The sequence below is a fragment of the Pseudomonas sp. TSRC2-2 genome (genome assembly GCF_049897785.1).
GTDB lineage: Bacteria > Pseudomonadota > Gammaproteobacteria > Pseudomonadales > Pseudomonadaceae > Aquipseudomonas.
The window spans coordinates 31525-49540 of sequence record NZ_JAFCWZ010000002.1 but is presented as its reverse complement, the minus strand read 5'-3'; the positions used below and the strand labels follow the sequence as shown (position 1 = coordinate 49540).

The 18016-nt window shown below is 61.8% G+C and carries 17 protein-coding genes, 1 pseudogene and 1 riboswitch; of the genes and pseudogenes, 13 read left to right on the top strand and 5 right to left on the bottom strand.

Features of this window, described 5'->3' with window-relative positions; all coding sequences use genetic code 11:
* Positions 1-116: 116 nt before the first annotated feature.
* Positions 117-887 (top strand): annotated as a pseudogene (locus ACP7D9_RS03225) (MCP four helix bundle domain-containing protein); the annotation flags it as partial.
* Entirely contained in the window at positions 879-1742 is an 864-nt protein-coding gene (locus tag ACP7D9_RS03220) for a methyl-accepting chemotaxis protein (protein WP_371918380.1), read from the top strand. The pseudogene ACP7D9_RS03225 and the gene ACP7D9_RS03220, both read left to right, overlap by 9 nt.
* Positions 1743-1905: 163 nt before the next feature.
* Here ACP7D9_RS03220 and ACP7D9_RS03215 read toward each other — a convergent pair whose 3' ends face one another.
* Genes ACP7D9_RS03215 through purM form a run of 3 tightly spaced genes read right to left on the bottom strand, consistent with a single transcriptional unit; the run spans position 1906 to position 4336 of the window.
* On the bottom strand, positions 1906-2619 hold the full coding sequence (locus ACP7D9_RS03215; protein ID WP_101158699.1) for a DUF3108 domain-containing protein: 714 nt from the start codon (positions 2617-2619) through the stop codon (positions 1906-1908).
* Between the two features lie 8 nt (positions 2620-2627).
* Positions 2628-3278, bottom strand: coding sequence for a phosphoribosylglycinamide formyltransferase (gene purN, locus ACP7D9_RS03210; protein WP_101158700.1), 651 nt, complete (start codon positions 3276-3278; stop codon positions 2628-2630).
* Positions 3278-4336, bottom strand: a complete 1059-nt coding sequence (purM, locus tag ACP7D9_RS03205; protein WP_101158701.1) for a phosphoribosylformylglycinamidine cyclo-ligase — start codon at positions 4334-4336, stop codon at positions 3278-3280. Before purM ends, purN begins: the two co-directional genes overlap by 1 nt.
* A gap of 373 nt (positions 4337-4709) precedes the next feature.
* Between purM and ACP7D9_RS03200 the strand changes: the two genes are divergently transcribed.
* The 5 genes from ACP7D9_RS03200 (at position 4710) to ACP7D9_RS03180 (ending at position 9337) form a co-directional block, all read left to right on the top strand.
* Positions 4710-5768, top strand: coding sequence for a DUF2066 domain-containing protein (locus ACP7D9_RS03200; RefSeq protein WP_101158702.1), 1059 nt, complete (start codon positions 4710-4712; stop codon positions 5766-5768).
* Between the two features lie 34 nt (positions 5769-5802).
* The gene (locus ACP7D9_RS03195; protein WP_101158703.1) at positions 5803-6876 is read left to right on the top strand and encodes an AI-2E family transporter; all 1074 of its coding nucleotides are present in this window, start codon (positions 5803-5805) and stop codon (positions 6874-6876) included.
* A gap of 206 nt (positions 6877-7082) precedes the next feature.
* Positions 7083-7787: a DnaA regulatory inactivator Hda gene (gene hda, locus ACP7D9_RS03190; RefSeq protein ID WP_101158704.1), complete on the top strand. Its 705-nt coding sequence runs from the start codon at positions 7083-7085 to the stop codon at positions 7785-7787.
* A gap of 180 nt (positions 7788-7967) precedes the next feature.
* Complete coding sequence (locus ACP7D9_RS03185; RefSeq protein ID WP_016773699.1) at positions 7968-8585, top strand: C40 family peptidase; 618 nt, start codon at positions 7968-7970, stop codon at positions 8583-8585.
* Between the two features lie 215 nt (positions 8586-8800).
* Positions 8801-9337, top strand: a complete 537-nt coding sequence (locus tag ACP7D9_RS03180) for a C40 family peptidase (protein ID WP_101158749.1) — start codon at positions 8801-8803, stop codon at positions 9335-9337.
* A 130-nt stretch (positions 9338-9467) separates the two neighbouring features.
* Here ACP7D9_RS03180 and ACP7D9_RS03175 read toward each other — a convergent pair whose 3' ends face one another.
* The gene (locus tag ACP7D9_RS03175) at positions 9468-10781 is read right to left on the bottom strand and encodes a PQQ-dependent sugar dehydrogenase (RefSeq protein ID WP_426155643.1); all 1314 of its coding nucleotides are present in this window, start codon (positions 10779-10781) and stop codon (positions 9468-9470) included.
* 66 nt (positions 10782-10847) lie between these two features.
* Entirely contained in the window at positions 10848-11432 is a 585-nt protein-coding gene (locus ACP7D9_RS03170; RefSeq protein WP_101158706.1) for a hypothetical protein, read from the bottom strand.
* 162 nt (positions 11433-11594) lie between these two features.
* A riboswitch (cobalamin riboswitch) is annotated at positions 11595-11824 on the top strand.
* A gap of 82 nt (positions 11825-11906) precedes the next feature.
* Here ACP7D9_RS03170 and cobO point away from each other — a divergent pair.
* Genes cobO through ACP7D9_RS03140 form a run of 6 tightly spaced genes read left to right on the top strand, consistent with a single transcriptional unit; the run spans position 11907 to position 17900 of the window.
* On the top strand, positions 11907-12518 hold the full coding sequence (gene cobO, locus ACP7D9_RS03165; protein WP_101158707.1) for a cob(I)yrinic acid a,c-diamide adenosyltransferase: 612 nt from the start codon (positions 11907-11909) through the stop codon (positions 12516-12518).
* Positions 12515-13915 carry a cobyrinate a,c-diamide synthase gene (locus tag ACP7D9_RS03160; RefSeq protein WP_426155641.1) on the top strand — a complete coding sequence of 467 codons (1401 nt, stop codon included), beginning with the start codon at positions 12515-12517 and terminating at the stop codon, positions 13913-13915. The genes cobO and ACP7D9_RS03160 overlap by 4 nt, the downstream gene beginning before the upstream one ends.
* On the top strand, positions 13912-14562 hold the full coding sequence (gene bluB / locus ACP7D9_RS03155; protein WP_101158709.1) for a 5,6-dimethylbenzimidazole synthase: 651 nt from the start codon (positions 13912-13914) through the stop codon (positions 14560-14562). The genes ACP7D9_RS03160 and bluB overlap by 4 nt, the downstream gene beginning before the upstream one ends.
* Entirely contained in the window at positions 14559-15467 is a 909-nt protein-coding gene (gene cbiB, locus ACP7D9_RS03150) for an adenosylcobinamide-phosphate synthase CbiB (protein ID WP_426155638.1), read from the top strand. Before bluB ends, cbiB begins: the two co-directional genes overlap by 4 nt.
* Entirely contained in the window at positions 15460-16452 is a 993-nt protein-coding gene (gene cobD / locus ACP7D9_RS03145) for a threonine-phosphate decarboxylase CobD (protein WP_313005970.1), read from the top strand. Before cbiB ends, cobD begins: the two co-directional genes overlap by 8 nt.
* Positions 16449-17900, top strand: a complete 1452-nt coding sequence (locus ACP7D9_RS03140; protein ID WP_426155636.1) for a cobyric acid synthase — start codon at positions 16449-16451, stop codon at positions 17898-17900. The genes cobD and ACP7D9_RS03140 overlap by 4 nt, the downstream gene beginning before the upstream one ends.
* The last annotated feature ends 116 nt before the right edge of the window (positions 17901-18016 follow it).

Sequence of the window (18016 nt, the reverse complement as noted above, 5' to 3'; positions counted from 1 at the left end):
ACTCGCCGCTCGTCTGCCTATCGCCTTTTCGTCTTACGTAATTTCCAGGCAATGCCGATACCTTCTAAAGCAACCCGCTGCAGGCTGATGCAGCGCTTTTGGAAGGAGCCAGAGTGATGAATATCCGTAGTCTCAATATTGCCCCGCGCGCCGGTCTCGGTTTCGGCCTGCTGGCCTTGATGGTGTTTGCCCTTGGGGCGTTCGCCTTGCTGCAAATGTCGAACATGCGTGCGCAGTCCGATGAAGTCGACAACAACTGGCTGCCGAGTGTGATGGCGGTCGGGGAGATGAGTCAGGACATGCTGCGTCTGCGCGCGTTGACCATGCGCCTGTTGCTCAACCGCGATGCCAAGGCTCTGGAGCAGAACGTCACCAAGCTCAACGAGCTGCGCAGCGGCTTGGCTGAGGCGCAGCAGCGCTACGACGTTCTGATCGCGTTGCCTGAGGAGCGCGCGCTGTTCGATCGCTTCAAGGTTGCCGAGCACAAATATCTGGAGCTGCAGGCGCAAGTCCTACAGCTGTCGGCGCAGAATCGGGTCGCTGAGGCTTCGGCGATCCTCAATGATCAGATGAGCCCGCTGGCCGATGAGATTGCCGTGACTCTGCGCGATCTGGTCGAGATGAATAAACACAATGCCAATCTGGCCACCGAGGCTGCACGGGCGGTCTTCAGCCAGTCGCGGGTGTGGGTCGGGGTGATGATCGCCATGGCCGCGCTGATTACCGTTGGGCTGGCAGTGCTGCTGACGCGCAGCATTGTCGTGCCATTATCGCAATCGCTCAGCGTGGCCGAGGTCGTCGCCAGCGGCGATTTGACTGGCGACATTCACATCGCTGGCGCAGACGAGCCGGCGCGCCTGCTGCAGGCGCTGAAAAGCATGCAGCACAATCTGCGCGATACCATCCGCCGCATTTCTGAGTCGTCCACGCAATTGGCCTCGGCAGCCGAAGAACTCAGCAGCGTCACCGAAGACGCTACGCGGGGTCTGCACCAGCAGAGTCAGGAAATCGAACAGGCCGCCACTGCGGTCAACCAGATGACAGCGGCGGTGGAAGAAGTGGCGAACAACGCAGTAGCGACCTCCGAAGCCTCCCGTGAGTCCGACCGCATCGCCCGACAAGGGCGCGAGCAAGTGCAGCAGACGGTGACGTCGATCGAGTTTCTCGCCGGCGATGTCACCAATAATGCCGCGCAGGTCGAGGCGCTGGCGCAAAAGGTTCATGGCATCAGCAAAGTGCTGGACGTGATTCGCTCGATCGCCGAACAGACCAATCTGCTCGCCCTCAATGCCGCGATCGAAGCGGCGCGCGCCGGCGATGCCGGGCGTGGCTTTGCGGTGGTGGCTGATGAAGTGCGGGCGCTGGCTCATCGCACCCAGCAGTCGACTCAGGAAATCGAGCAGATGATCGGCGGGATTCAGCAGGGCACCGATTCGGCAGTCAACTCGATGCAGCAAAGCAACGCACGGGCACGTTCGACCCTGGAGCTGGCCAAGGGCGCAGGTTCGGCGCTGGAGGAAATCGCTTCGGCGTTTACCTTGATCAACGAGCGCAATCTGGTCATCGCCAGTGCCTCGGAAGAGCAGGCAGCGGTGGCGCGCGAGGTGGATCGCAATCTGATGAACATCCGCGATCTGGCCATGCAGACGTCTGCGGGAGCTAATCAGACCAGTGCAGCGAGTCAGGATCTGTCGCGCCTGGCGGTGGATCTGAATGGGATGGTGGCGCGGTTTTCTGTCTGAGTGAACAGGCGGCGCGACCCCGTAGGAGCTGCGGCACGCTGCGATCTTTTGATGTTGATTCAAGATCAAGGTCAAAAGATCGCAGCCCCGTTTCACTCGTCAGCTCCTACAGGGCAAATAAAAAGCCCCGCATTCGCGGGGCTCTTTCGGTCCAGCAGCAGGATCAGCTGCCTTTGACAGCCTTGCCGTTGACCGTGCCGTCCTGGAGCATGATGTTGTACTCCTTGCCGTCAGTCTCGACCTGTTGCAGACGCACCAGCAGGTAATCCCAATCCTTGGCGAACCAGAGCACGGTGATGCGCTTGCTTTGTGTCGGGTCGCGCACGCGTTCGACCTTGATCGCGTCGATCTGGCCGGCCTTGGTGTCGACCTTTTCCGAGCCCAGCACACGGAAGTCGTAGGTATCGACTTCGCCGTCGTCGACGACCTGATAGCTCATGCTTTTCTTGCCGGCGGCGACGTCGTGCTGCAGCGCCAGTTGATAGGTCGATTTATCGACCATGCCGCGATTCAGCGGGATCTTCACCGCATCGCCACGGTCAGTACCGGTCACCAGTTTGTTGGCCCAGTCGAAGTCCAGATCAGCCTTTTTCGCTTTGCCCAGACCGCCGCGTTCGAAGTGGTAGGACTGTGGCAGCAGGGTGTCCTTGTCCAGCTTCAGGGTGCTTTCTTCGGTCAGGCTGGCGATCATCATCGACGCCTTGAAGCTGAGTTTCCAGACACCGTTGGCTTCCTTGGTCAGGCTGCGTTCGGCGGTGCCGCTCATGGGCAGCTGCTTCCAGTCGGCGGTGTAGCTGGCGGAGAACGGTTGAAGGTCCGCTGCCTGCGCGAAGGGCAGGGCGAGCAGAGCGCAAGCGAAGAGCAGGGCGCGACGCATAATATCTCCTAGTGTCGAATCAAGTGGCCGCTGGCGGCGAGCAGCTGGCCGTCGAGTAAAGCACCCTGTTCACCGAGTGTCAGCCTGCCTTCGGCAAACCAGCGTACCGCCATCGGATAAATCAGGTGTTCCTGAACGTGGACTCGTTGCGCCAGACTCTGCGGCGTGTCGTGCAACTCTACCGGTAATACTGCTTGTACGACCAGTGGTCCGCCATCGAGTTCCTCGGTGACGAAGTGCACGGAGCAGCCATGTTCCGTGTCGCCGGCCTCCAACGCACGCTGATGAGTGTGTAACCCTTTGTATTTGGGCAGCAGTGACGGATGGATGTTGAGCAGGCGACCCTGATAGTGGCGAACGAAATCAGCACTGAGAATGCGCATGAAGCCGGCCAGTACCACGAGCTTGGGGTTGAATTGGTCGATCAGTTCGATCAGCGCGGCATCGAAGGCCTCGCGGCCCTCGAATGCCTGGTGATCCAGCGAGCGGGTAGCAATGCCCGCATCGCGGGCGCGTTGCAGGCCGTAGGCGTCGGCGCGGTTGGAAATCACCGCAGCGATGCGGACCGGGCTGTCGCCGGTCCGCGTGCTGTCGATCAGAGCCTGCAAGTTACTGCCGGTGCCGGACAACAGCACCACGACATCACAGGGCTTTGGCATCAGTGGGCCTTGAGGTTCTTCAGCTCGACCTGCGCAGCGCCTTCGGCGGCTACGGCGATCTGACCGATGACCCAAGGCTGCTCGCCAGCGTCACGCAGGGTGTTCAGGGCGATTTCGACGTGCTCCTGAGCCACACAGATGACCATGCCCACGCCGCAGTTGAGCACGCGGTGCATTTCGGTTTCGTCAACGTTGCCTTTCTCTTGCAGCCAGTCGAACACGGCCGGGCGAGTCCAGCTGGCCACGTCAACAACAGCCTGTGCGCCTTTTGGCAGTACGCGCGGGATGTTGTCGAGCAGGCCGCCACCGGTGATGTGGGCCATGGCCTTGACCGCGCCAGTGTCCTTGATCAGCTTGAGCAGTGGCTTGACGTAGATGCGGGTCGGGGCCATCAGCAGGTCGGCCAGCGGCTTGCCGTCGAGCTGAGTGTTTTCGATGTCGGCACCGGAGACTTCGATGATCTTGCGGATCAGCGAGTAGCCATTGGAGTGCGGGCCCGACGATGGCAGGGCGATCAGCGCGTCGCCGGTGGCGACTTTCGAGCCGTCGATGATCTCCGACTTTTCCACGACGCCGACGCAGAAGCCGGCCAGGTCGTAGTCTTCGCCTTCGTACATGCCTGGCATTTCAGCGGTTTCGCCGCCGACCAGCGAGCAACCCGACAGTTCGCAGCCAGCGCCGATGCCGGTAACAACCTGGGCGGCGGTGTCAACGTTCAGTTTGCCGGTGGCGTAGTAGTCGAGGAAGAACAGCGGCTCGGCGCCGCACACCACCAGATCGTTGACGCACATGGCGACCAGGTCGATGCCGATGCTGTCGTGCTTGTTCAGGTTCAGCGCCAGACGCAGCTTGGTGCCGACGCCGTCGGTGCCGGAGACCAGCACTGGCTGCTTGTAGCCGGCCGGGATTTCGCAGAGGGCGCCGAAACCGCCCAGGCCGCCCATGACTTCCGGGCGCGCAGTGCGCTTGGCGACGCTCTTGATGCGTTCGACCAATGCTTCACCGGCGTCGATGTCTACACCGGCGTCCTTGTAGCTCAGGGAGGGTTGCTTGCTCATGATCCAGGCCTTTAGGGGAGGGGATTCAGGGGGTAACGACCGAGTTCAGCGGGAACGTCGAACTCGATGGGCGATCGCCTCACGCGAGTTTCGAGGGGCCCGGCTGTTGCCGGTCTGCGAAGGCGCGCGATTTTATCAGGCTTGAGGGGCAGCGGCCATCCTCGCACCGACGGGCAGAGCCATATCGATGGAAATTTTTTGCAATCGCAGGGTATGACTGCCTGTATAAGGTGTGGCGATTAACCGTCTATCGTTAGGACTGTGCAAAAACTTACCGCCACCGCGTGAATGTTTTGCCAGAGGTGAGGGTCACAGCCTTGCTCAAACGGTTCACGCGGCGTGTTCCAGCCGCTCCTGTCGACGGGAATTTTCCATGCGTTTTTGTAAATTGTTATTTGTAGGCTGCCTGACACTGGTCAGCCTGGCGAGTCATGCCGAAAACCTCAAAGGCCTCTATCAGGTGCGTCAACCGGTCAGCGGCCAGGCGCCGCAAGAGCGTGATCGCGCCACGCAGGCGGCGCTCGACACCTTGGTGCTGCGCCTGACCGGCGATCCGAAAGCCGCGCAGAACCCGGGGCTGGCGCCGATTCGCAAGGATCCGCAGCAGATCATCAGCCAGTTCGGTTTTGACGCCGGGCCACCGGAAGTGTTGAAAGTCGATTTTGATCCGGCGACCACCGAGCAGGCCTTGCGCCGGGCCGGACTGCCGATGTGGGGCGCCAGCCGACCGTCGATCCTCGGCTGGTGGCTGAACGACTCGACCGAAGGCGCGAGTCTGGTCGGCGACGGCCAGGCCGCAGGCGCAACATTGCGCACGGCGGCGCAGCATCGCGGTTTGCCGCTGCGTTTGCCCCTGGCGGATCTCAGCGAGCAACTGGTGGCCACCGCGCCGGCGCTGGAGAGCGCTGACCCCGCGCCCCTGCGCAGTGCTTCGGATCGCTACAACGCGGACGCCCTGCTGGCGGTGCATGCCCGCGAAGAAGGCGGGCAATGGCAGGCGAAGTGGCGCTTGTGGCTCGGTGATCAGAAAGAGGCCGGCAGCGTGCAGGGCGCCGATCAGGCCGCCGTTGCCGATGCAGTGATGCTGGCGGTGGCCGAGCGTCTGGCGCCGCGATTTGTCGCCAAGCCCGGCGTGTCGGGTCAGCAGACCCTGGAAGTGCAGGGCATGAATCTGGAACATTACGCGGCGCTGCTGCGGTTACTCGAACCGTTCGGCGTGCGTCTGCAAAGCGTGCAGGGCGATCGCATCGTCTATCGGGTCAATGGCAGTGCCGATCAGTTGCGCGCGCAATTGTCGCTGGCGAAGTTGCAGGAACTGCCGGCCGAAGCGCCGGCTCCAGTGGCGCCTGCGCAGCCAACAGTGGAGGGTGCGCCGGCGGTTGCTGCGCCTACCCCTGCAGCAGCGGCGCCGTCGTTGCGGTTTCGCTGGTAAGTCTTTCTTTATATAGAAGCATCAGGAGTGGTAAATGGCCGATACGCGGCGTTGGTTCTGGCTCGGTGGGGTGGTCCTGCTTTGCGCATTTGTATGGTTGCTGCACCCGATCCTCACGCCGTTTCTGGTCGCGTTGTTGCTGGCTTATCTGTTCGATCCGCTGGTCGATCGTCTGGAACGGCTCGGTCTGTCGCGAACCTGGGGTGTGATCGCCGTGTTTGCCTTGTTCACGTTGATCGTCACCGCTCTGATGCTGGTCCTGGTACCGATGCTCGCCAAGCAGTTGCTGCGCCTGTACGAGCTGGCGCCGCAAATGCTCGACTGGTTGCAGCACACCGCAGTGCCGTGGGCGCAAGCGAAGCTGGGGCTGTCGGACGGTTTCTGGAAGTTCGACAAGGTCAAGGCTGCGATCAGCGAGCACATGGGCCAGACCACCGACATCGTCGGCGTGGTGCTGAGCCAGGCAACGGCATCGAGTCTGGCGCTGATCGGCTGGCTGGCGAACCTGGTGTTGATTCCGGTGGTGAGCTTTTATCTGCTGCGTGACTGGGATGTGATGATGGGCAAGATCCGCAGCCTGCTGCCGCGCGATCGCGAAGAGCGCGTGGTGTCGCTGGCGGGTGAGTGTCACGAAGTACTCGGCGCATTCGTCCGTGGCCAGTTGCTGGTGATGGTTGCGCTGGGCGTCATCTACGCCGCCGGTCTGATGCTCGTCGGCCTGGAGCTGGGGTTGTTGATCGGCCTGATTGCCGGTCTCGCGGCCATCGTCCCGTACATGGGTTTTGTCATCGGAATTGGCGCGGCGCTGATCGCCGGGTTGTTCCAGTTCGGTGGCGATCTGTATCCGATGGTCGGGATTGTCGCGGTATTCATGGTCGGACAGGCGCTGGAAGGCATGGTGCTGACGCCGTTGCTGGTTGGTGACCGTATCGGCCTGCACCCGGTGGCGGTGATTTTCGCAATTCTGGCTGGCGGTGAACTGTTCGGATTTACCGGCGTGCTGCTGGCGTTGCCAGTGGCGGCGGTGATCATGGTGTTGGTGCGCCATGTGCATGATCTGTACAAGGATTCCGGGATCTACAGCGGCGTCGACGAACCCGAGCTGTGATGGTACGGGCGGCCCGGCGCTTGGCCAGGCAGGCCCGTATCGTGCTAACGAGGGCGCCAGAGAAACTGTCACAAAAGTAGTGCGTTAACGCAAACCTTTGATTTTGCTTGGAGTCTGTCGCATTGTGCGCTCAGCCTCGCGGGTATAAACTTCGCCAACTTTACACAGAGGCCACTAACGGTTCCTTTGAGAACTGTTCAGTCAGCATGAAACCGATTCAGCTGCCCCTAGGTGTGCGTCTGCGTGACGACGCTACCTTCATCAACTACTACCCAGGCGCCAATGCCGCTGCACTCGGCTATGTCGAGCGTCTGTGCGAAGCCGACGCCGGGTGGACAGAAAGCCTGATCTACCTGTGGGGCAAACACGGCGTCGGGCGCACGCATCTGTTGCAGGCAGCGTGCCTGCGCTTCGAGCAGATGGGCGAGCCGGCGGTGTATTTGCCGCTGGCCGAGTTGATGGACCGCGGCGTCGACATCCTCGACAACCTCGAACAATACGAACTGGTCTGTCTCGACGACTTGCAGGTGATTGCCGGCAAGGCGGATTGGGAAGAGGCGATGTTTCACCTGTTCAATCGTCTGCGTGACAGCGGCCGGCGCCTGCTGATCGCCGCCTCCACTTCGCCGCGCGAATTGCCGGTGAAACTGGCTGACCTGAAATCACGTCTGACTCTGGCGCTGATCTTCCAGATGCGCCCGCTTTCCGATGAAGATAAATTGCGTGCGCTGCAATTGCGCGCCTCGCGTCGCGGTCTGCACCTGACCGATGAGGTCGGGCACTTCATTCTCACTCGCGGTACGCGCAGCATGAGTGCGCTGTTCGATTTGCTGGAACAGCTCGATCAGGCTTCGTTGCAGGCGCAACGCAAACTGACCATTCCTTTCCTCAAAGAGACGCTGGGCTGGTAATGGTGGGCTTTTGCCAGCTTTCAGGCGTCAGAAAATCCACTTGAGCAGTGTGATCCGGGTGACGCACTTAGATGTAAACGCGAAACCGGGAAGTCACATAAAGTTCGATTGAATTTGCAAATGGGTTCGATAGCGGGCATAGTCTCGGCTTCTTTACAACTACCAGCCACGGTCGTGCCCATGCTAAAGCGCTTCGCACCCCTCGTGCCTCTCGCACTCGTTACCCTGTTATTCGGTTGTGCTGCTCATTCTCCGGTTCAAGAGCCGCCGCAACAGGTCAAGAATTCTGCTACTGCCCAGTCTTCCGTTATTTACCAGGAAGAGCTGGACACCGAAAAAGAACTCAACCAGTTCAACGGCAGCAAGCCTTATCAGCTTCCTGTCCTGGCTGACAGCATCCTCGAGCGCGGCATGTCCCTGATCGGCACCCGTTACCGTTTCGGCGGTACCTCTGAGGCCGGTTTCGATTGCAGCGGTTTCATCGGTTACCTCTTCCGCGAAGAGGCGGGCATGAACCTGCCGCGCTCCACCCGCGAAATGATAAACGTTGATGCGCCGCTGGTTTCGCGCAGTAACCTTGAGCCGGGCGATCTGCTGTTCTTCGCCACCAACGGTCGTCGCGGTCGTGTAAGCCACGCCGGGATCTATCTGGGTGACAACCAGTTCATTCACTCCAGCAGTCGTCGCAGCGGCGGTGTTCGCATCGACAGCCTGGGTGATAGTTACTGGAGCAAGACCTTCATCGAAGCCAAGCGTGCACTCGCCATGGCGCCGACCGTGGTCACCGCTCGCAAGTAATCCCGATGTCGCTGCGTTCGCGGCGACAAAACGGCACGGCAACGGAGTAGACCTAAACTTTACAAGGTGAAGTTAAAGTCTTACTTGAAGTTTGCCGCGTAGCCGCTAGAATCCTGAATCTATATTGATGGCAAACCGCCTGCGTGATGACGCAGGCGGTTTTGTTTCTGTCCATTCGGCAGAAAAAGCCGCAGCCAGATCAGGATGTTCTGCTTATGACGATGTCGGCCCGCCTCACCTTGATCCTTTGCGCCGCGCTGCTCAGCGCCTGCGCCAGTCGCACGCCGCCGCCAGCCCCCGTGGTTCGCGCACCGATCGTGTTCGCTCCCTCCCAAAATTTTTCCCCTGTTGCTGAAGACGTGTTGTTCCGCGCCCTTGGCCTGGTCGGTACGCCGTATCGCTGGGGCGGCAATACGCCGGATTCCGGCTTCGATTGCAGCGGCCTGATCGGTTTCGTCTACCGCGATGCGGCAGGGATCTCCCTGCCACGTTCGACCCGCGAAATGATCGTCATGCAGGCGCCGAATGTCGGCAAGGAAGGCTTGCAGACCGGCGACCTGATCTTCTTCGCCACAAACGGCGGCTCGCAAGTCAGTCATGCAGGGATTTACGTGGGTGAGGGGCGTTTCGTGCACGCACCGGCAACGGGCGGTACGGTCAAACTCGACAGCCTGTCGAAGGCTTACTGGCAGAAGGCGTATCTGAGCGCCAAGCGGGTGTTGCAGCCGGGGCAGTTGGCGCATAACCCGTAAATCAAACCTGAGAAACCAAAGTGTGCGGGCTGCTCGCGAATGCAGTGTGTCATTCAATAAAATATTGACTGATCTGCCGCTTTCGCGAGCAACCCCGCTCCCACATTTTTGGATCAGGTAAAGGTCGCAGTTATTTGCTGGCCGTCACTCGCCACACTTTGTTCCCGACATCATCTGCCACCAGCAAGCCACCTTGCTGATCGATCACCACGCCCACCGGGCGGCCCAGCGCGTTCTCGTCCTTGTCGAGGAAACCGGTCAGCACATCCACCGGTTGACCAGTCGGTTTGCCACCACTGAACGGCACGAAAATTACCTTGTAGCCACTGTGCGGTTTGCGGTTCCAGGAGCCGTGCTGACCAATGAACGCGCCTTCCTTGAATTGCGCCGGCAAGCGGTTGCCTTCGGCGAAGGTCAGGCCCAGCGAAGCCGTGTGCGGGCCGACGGCGTAGTCTGGAGCGATGGCCTTGGCCACCAGGTCGAGGTTTTGCGGTTTGACCCGCACGTCGACGTGTTGCCCGTAATAGCTGAACGGCCAGCCATAGAAACCGCCGTCCTTAACTGAAGTGATGTAATCCGGCACCAGGTCGCTGCCGATTTCGTCACGCTCGTTGACTGCCGTCCACAGCGCGCCGCTGGTCGGCTCCCAGGCGAGGCCGTTGGGGTTGCGGATGCCTGAGGCGAAGATCCGGTGATTGCCGGTGGCGCGATCGACTTCCCAGATCGCTGCGCGGCCTTCTTCCTGATCCAGACCGTTTTCGCCGACGTTACTGTTCGAGCCGACAGTGACGTAGAGCTTGCTGCCGTCCTTGCTGGCGATGACGTTCTTGGTCCAGTGGTGATTCAACGTGCCGCCGGGCAGGTCGACGACTTTGATCGGTTGGGTCTTGATCTCGGTGGCGCCCGGCTCGTAGTTGAAGCGCAGCAGGCGATCGGTGTCGGCCACGTACAAGTCGTTGCCGACCAGTGTCATGCCAAATGGCGAATTGAGATTCTGCAGGAACACCGTGCGGGTTTCTGCGACGCCATCGTGGTCGGCATCACGCAACAGGGTGATGCGGTTCGGGCTCGGCACGCCAGCGCCGGCCTTGCCCATGACTTTTTTCATCACCCAGCCGCGAATGCCTTTGCTGTCATCGGGCTTGGGCGGCGCGTTGGTTTCCGCCACCAGCACATCGCCGTTGGGCAGCACGTAGAGCCAGCGCGGGTGATCGAGGCCTTCGGCAAATGCGGCGACCTGGGTGCCGGCCACAGCAGTCGGTTTTGCACCCTCCGGCCAGCCCACTGCGGGGGCGATGTTCACTGTCGGGATCAGCGTCTTGTTCGGTTCGGGCAGCTTCGGTGACGGGCCGGTGCCGTCGGAGACTTGCAGGCTGGAGGTTTCACCGCAGGCGGCGAGCCCGCCAGCGACGGCGATGATAAGAGCGAGTTGGGCCTTGCGCATTGCTGATCTTCCCTATGAATGCATTCCTAATCATAGAGGAGGGCGCAGGCCCGATGGTTCAACTGCTCAACCGCGGGCTTCTTTGAGCAACACGGCGATGCCGGGGTGATAGTTGCCTGCGTCGTTGTGCAATTTGCGATAGGCATAGGGGAAATACCAGGCCACCGCGCAGGTGTGCTCTTTTTGCAGGTCGTCGACCATGTCCTGCAGTTCTTCGGGGCTGGCGCTGTGCTGGGCTTTTTGCGGGGCAACGAACAGGCAGCCGAGCTTGAGATCACTGGCGTAGCTGATGCGCTTGGCATCAACGGTGATGTCGAGCAGGGCCTGGGTCAGGTTGAGGTTGTTGACCCGTGGCCAGCGTTGCGTGGCCTGAATGAACGCGCGATCTTCGGCGCCGGCTATAAGCAGGTCAGCGCGTGCATTACGCTCGCCTTCTTCGTTCTGTTTGCGCGTGGCCGTGTCGCTCAGGGTCACCATTTCGGCCAGCCATGCTGCTGCCGAGAGCAAACCGAGGTTGGCTTTTTCGTCGTGCCAGTACGGCGTGTCGTTGTCGCCGCGCACGCTGTTGTAGCGATCGATACAGTCAAACCAGCGTTCCAGCACCGGGCGCAGAAATTCCAGGCGCGGGTTGCTGATGATCATGCCTTGCATCGTCGTCATCCTTATTATTGTGATGGGCTTTTTGAGAAAAGCATGGCTCTTTGATATCATTTGTCACAGTCTGGCACAAGATTGCCGCTGCACAATTGATCAGCGGCGGTTATTCGCTCGCAAAGCACCTCTTCAATTGACGCTCCACCCCCAACCCTCTAACCTTCGCCGCTTGTTTCAGGTGCTCTGTGGCCCCGCGTCGACAGAGTGAAACAGGGAAGCCGGTGAGGATGGTCTTCAAGCGAAGCCACGACGATCCCGGCGCTGCCCCCGCAACGGTAAATGAGTGAAAACTGCGCCTTGAGCCACTGCCTCGAAAGAAGCGGGAAGGCGCGCAGCCCGGCGAAACGCCGCTCATGAGCCCGGAGACCGGCCTGATCCATCTCAGCGGCATCACGGTGGGCGATGCCAGGCTTCTTGCCGTCTATTCTTGTGCCTGCCCGCCGTTATCCAGCCTCAACGGAGAGCTCCCCAATGAACGATTCCCCCGAGCGCGACGAACGCCATCTGGCGCGCATGCAGCGCAAGAAAGCCGTGATCGACGAACGCATCGCCAATTCGCCCGACGAATGTGGCTTGGTACTGGTGCTGACCGGCAATGGCAAAGGCAAAAGCAGCTCGGCGTTCGGCATGCTCGCCCGCGCCATGGGCCACGGCATGCAATGCGGTGTGGTGCAGTTCATCAAGGGCCGCAACAGCACCGGCGAAGAATTGTTCTTCCGCCGCTTCCCCGAGCAGGTGCGTTTCCACGTCATGGGCGAAGGCTTCACCTGGGAAACCCAGGATCGTCAGCGCGACATCGCCGCTGCGACCGCGGCTTGGGAAGTCTCCCGCGAATTGTTGCGCGACCCGGCGATCGGTCTGGTGGTGCTCGATGAGTTGAACATCGCGCTCAAGCATGGCTACCTCGATCTGGATCAGGTGCTCAGTGATCTGCAGGCACGTCCGCCGATGCAGCATGTGGTCGTCACCGGTCGCGGCGCCAAGCCGGAAATGATCGAGATGGGCGACACGGTCACCGAGATGGGTATGCTCAAACACGCCTTCCAGGCCGGCATCAAAGCGCAGAAAGGCGTCGAACTTTGAAGCAACCACGTCACTGCCCGGCGGTGCTGATCGCCGCGCCGGCCTCCGGTCAGGGCAAGACCACCGTCACCGCCGCGCTCGCTCGTTTGCATCGCAATCAGGGACGCAAGGTCCGCGTGTTCAAATGCGGCCCGGACTTTCTCGACCCGATGATTCTCGAGCGCGCCAGCGGTGCGCCGGTATATCAATTGGACATGTGGATGGTCGGCGAGCAGGAAAGTCGCCGGTTGTTGTGGGAAGCCGCGGCCGAGGCCGACCTGATTCTGATCGAGGGCGTGATGGGCTTGTTCGACGGCACGCCGTCCAGCGCTGACCTGGCGCGTCATTTCGGTGTGCCGGTGCTCGGGGTGATCGACGGCACTGCGATGGCGCAGACCTTCGGCGCCTTGGCGCTGGGCCTGGCGAAGTATCAGCCGGACTTGCCGTTCGCTGGCGTGCTGGCCAACCGCGTCGGCACCTTGCGCCACGCGCAATTGCTTGAAGGCAGCCTCACCGAAGGACTGCGCTGGTACGGCGCGCTGTCTCGCGAGACTGGCATCGAGTTGCCGAGCCGCCACCTCGGCCTGGTCCAGGCCAGCGAATTGAATGACCTTGATGTACGCCTCGATGCGGCCGCCGATGCGCTGGCCAGCAGCTGCCAGGTCGCGCTGCCACCGGCCGTGGAATTCGCTGCGCCTGACGTCATCGCCGCCGAGCCTCTATTAAGGGGTGTGCGCATCGCCGTGGCTCGTGATGAAGCGTTTGCCTTTACCTATGGCGCGAGCCTCGATCTGCTGCGGGCGATGGGCGCCGAGCTGCATTTCTTCTCGCCAATCCGCGACACGCAATTGCCCGACGCAGACAGCCTCTATCTGCCGGGCGGTTATCCGGAGCTGCATCACATCGCGCTGGCGCAAAACACCTCGATGCTTGCAGCGATCCGCGCGCACCATGCGGCGGGCAAGCCGTTGCTCGCCGAATGTGGCGGAATGCTTTATCTGCTCGATTCGTTGACTGATGTCGAAGGCACCCGTGCTGAACTGGTTGGTTTGCTCAAGGGCGATGCGGTGATGCAGAAGCGTCTTGCGGCGCTGGCGTTGCAGGCGGTCGAGTTGCCGGAAGGTTCTTTGCGAGGGCATACCTATCATCATTCGCTCACCACCACTGAGCTGGCGCCGATTGCCCGGGGCTTGAGCCCCAATGGCGGGCGTGGCGCTGAGGCGGTTTATCGTGAGGGGCGGATGACGGCTTCTTATGTGCACTTCTATTTCCCGTCGAATCCGACCGCGATTGCTGCGTTGTTTGCGCCAGACCGTGAGGCCGTCTTCGCGAGCCAGCTCGCTCCTACATTGAATGGTGAGCTTCCTGAAGAAATGAGATCCCCTGTGGGAGCGAGCCTGCTCGCGAAGAGGCCATGACCGACAACACATTCTCCGAAGCTGAACGCGCAGCGGTCTACAAGGCCATCGCCGAACGCCGCGACATGCGCCACTTCACCGGTGGCAGCGTTGAACCGCAGCTGCTGCGACGTTTATTGGAAGCCGCTCATCAAGCTCCAAGCGTCGGCCTGATGCAGCCCTGGCGCTTCATCCGCATCAGCGACCGCAGCTTGCGCGGGCAGATCCGCGATCTGGTCGAAGAAGAACGCGTGCGCACCGCCGAAGCTCTCGGCGAGCGCAGCGATGAGTTCATGCAACTCAAGGTCGAAGGCATCAACGATTGCGCTGAAGTACTGGTCGCGGCGCTGATGGACGACCGCGAAAAGCACATCTTCGGCCGGCGCACGTTGCCGGAAATGGACATGGCCTCGTTGTCCTGCGCGATTCAGAATCTATGGCTGGCCTCCCGTGCCGAAGGCCTGGGCATGGGCTGGGTCTCGCTGTTCGAACCGCAAGCCTTGGCGGATTTGCTCAAGTTGCCGGCCGGTGCCAAGCCGCTGGCGGTGTTGTGTCTGGGCCCGGTCAAGGAATTCTATCCGGCGCCGATGCTGGTGCTTGAAGGCTGGGCGCAGGCGCGGCCGCTGAACGAGTTGCTGTACGAAAATTATTGGGGAGTGAGTCAATGAGTGTGGCGTTGCTGAGTGTCGCCGCGGTAGCGCTGGATGCGCTGCTCGGTGAACCGAAACGCTGGCATCCGCTGGTGGCGTTCGGCAATTTCGCCGGGCGCATCGAGCAACGCTTCAACGCCGGCGGTCGTGGCTGGCGCAGCCATGGCGTGACGGCGTGGGTACTCGCGGTGCTCCCCCTGACCTTGCTCGCCACGGCATTTTCCTGGGCGCCTTACGTGGGCTGGATTGTCGAAATTCTCGCGCTGTACTGCGCCCTCGGCATGCGCAGCCTCGGCGAACATGTCGCGCCGGTCGCAGCGGCGTTGCGCGCCAATGATCTGGACGAGGCGCGCAAGCGCGTCGGATACCTGGTCAGCCGCCAGACCGATGAACTCGACAGCAACGCCGTTGCCCGCGCCGCCACGGAGTCGGTGCTGGAGAACGGCAGCGATGCGGTGTTCGCCACGCTGTTCTGGTTTGTCGTCGCCGGAGCACCGGGCGTGGTGCTCTATCGACTGAGCAATACCCTCGATGCGATGTGGGGTTATCGCAACGAACGCTTCGAACGTTTCGGCTGGGCGGCAGCGAAAATCGACGACGTGCTCAATTACATTCCTGCGCGTCTGGTGGCGTTGACCTACGCGCTACTGGGCAAAACCCGACTCGCACTGAGGTGCTGGCGTACCCAGGCGCCAAAATGGGACAGCCCCAACGCCGGCCCAGTGATGGCGGCGGGTGCCGGCGCGCTGGGCGTCGAGCTGGGAGGCCCGGCGATCTATCACGGCGAACTGCACGAGCGCCCGCAACTGGGCGAAGGTGCGCCGGCCGATGCCGATTCCATCGACCGTGGCTGGCAATTGGTCCAGCGCGGCGTATGGTTGTGGCTGCTGATGCTTTGCCTGGGGGCGCAATTTTATGCTTGAGCACGGTGGCCGGTTGCGCAAGGCTGCACTCGATTACGGGATTGCCGAAGCCGACTGGCTCGACCTGTCCAGCGGCCTCGCGCCGTGGCCGTTCCCGATCCCCGAGATCCCGCTGCGCGCCTGGGCACGCCTGCCGGAAACCGACGACGGACTGGAGCAGGCTGCCTGCGACTACTACGGCGCGGCGCAGGTGTTGCCGGTGGCCGGCTCGCAAATGGCCATCCAGCTGCTGCCGCGCCTGCGCCGGGCCGGCAAGGTCGGCGTATTGTCGCCGTGCTATGCTGAGCACGCCGAAGCCTGGCGGCGCAGCGGTTATATCGTCCGGGAAGTGCTCGAGCAGGAAGTCGAGTTCTTTCTCGACAGCCTCGATGTGCTGGTGGTGGTCAACCCGAACAATCCGACCGGCCTGAGCCTGACCCCGGCGCGCCTGCTCGACTGGCATGCGCGGTTGGCGCAACGCGGTGGCTGGCTGGTGGTCGACGAAGCGTTCATGGACAACACGCCGCAACTGAGTTTGGCGCCCTATGCGCATCAGGTCGGGTTGGTGGTGTTGCGTTCGTTCGGCAAGTTTTTCGGTCTGGCCGGGGTGCGCCTCGGCTTTGTGCTGGCCGAGCGCAAGTTGCTCAAACTGCTCGCCGAACAGGTCGGGCCGTGGGCCGTGAGCGGGCCGACGCGGGTGCTCGGTACGGCGTGCCTGCAAGACACCGAGGGTCATACCCGTCAGCGGATTCGCAGCGATGAAGCGAGCGAACGGCTGGCGGCGCTGCTGACCCGTTGCGGCTTCGCCCCGCAGGGTGGCTGCGCGCTGTTTCAGTGGCTGATCACCGAGCGCGCCGAAGCGCTGCACGAGTTCCTCGCCCGGCGCGGCATCCTCCTGCGCCTCTTCATTCACAACAGCAGTGTGCGTTTCGGCCTGCCTGCCGATGCCACGCAAGAGCTGCGCCTCGAACAGGCGTTGCAAGCGTTCGCCAAGGACAATTCATGACCACTCTGATGGTGCAAGGCACCACGTCCGATGCCGGCAAGAGCACGCTGGTCACGGCGTTGTGCCGCTGGGCCACTCGCCAAGGCGTGGCGGTGGTGCCGTTCAAACCGCAGAACATGGCGCTCAACAGCGCAGTGACCGCTGACGGCGGCGAGATCGGTCGCGCTCAAGCGGTGCAGGCGCAAGCGGCCGGCCTTGAACCGCACACTGACATGAACCCGGTGCTGCTAAAGCCCAACAGTGACACCGGCGCGCAAGTGATCATTCATGGCCGCGCGGTGACGACGATGAATGCCGTCGCTTATCACGATTACAAGGCCATCGCGATGCAAGCGGTGCTCGCTTCCCATGCGCGGCTCAGCGCGGCGTATCCGCTGGTGATAGTCGAAGGCGCCGGTTCGCCGGCGGAGATCAATCTGCGCGCCGGCGACATTGCCAACATGGGCTTTGCCGAGGCGGTCGATTGCCCGGTGCTACTGATCGCTGACATCAATCGCGGTGGGGTGTTTGCCCATTTGGTCGGCACGCTGGAACTGCTTTCACCGAGCGAACAGGCGCGGGTCAAAGGCTTCATCATCAACCGTTTTCGCGGCGATATCGCTTTGCTGCAACCGGGCCTCGACTGGCTGGAACAGCGCACCGGCAAACCGGTGGTGGGCGTGTTGCCCTACGTGATGGATCTGCACCTTGAGGCCGAGGACGGCATCGACCAACGCCAGACCGACAAGGCCGAGCGAGTGTTGAAAGTGGTGGTGCCGGTGCTGCCGCGCATCAGCAATCACACCGACTTCGATCCGCTGCGTCTGCATCCGCAGGTCGATCTGCAATTCGTCGGCCCGGGGCAGGCGATTCCTGCCGCCGATCTGATCATCCTGCCGGGCTCGAAAAGCGTGCGCAGTGATCTGGCTTATCTGCGCACCAATGGCTGGGACGCGGCAATCAATCGGCATCTGCGTTACGGCGGCAAGGTGCTGGGGATTTGCGGCGGTCTGCAGATGCTTGGTGAGCACGTGCATGATCCGCTCGGCCTCGAAGGCGCTGCAGGCTCCAGCGCCGGTCTGGGTCTGCTGGCGTTCGAAACGCAACTCGAAGCCGAGAAGCAACTGCGCAACGTGCACGGGCGGCTGGTGTTGGAAAACGCCGCAGTCAGCGGTTATGAAATTCATGCCGGGGTGACCACCGGACTGGCGCTGGAAAACGCGGCCGTGCAACTGGACGACGGACGTTGCGATGGCGCGCAGAGTGCTGATGGCCAGGTGTTCGGCACCTATCTGCATGGTTTGTTCGAATCCCCCGAGGCGAGTGCGGCGTTGTTGCGCTGGGCCGGGTTGAGCGACGTGCAGGAGGTCGATTACCACGGCTTGCGCGAGCGCGATATCGAGCGGCTGGCGGATCTGGTGGAGAAGCATCTGGATACCGGGCTGTTGCGTCAGCTCTGCGGGATTTGAGTTGTCTGGGCTGGCCCTTTCGCGAGCAGGCTCGCTCCCACAGGAAAATGCGATCAACTGTGGGAGCGGGCTTGCCCGCGAAGGGGCCGGTTGCCTCACCACACATTTTTGGATGA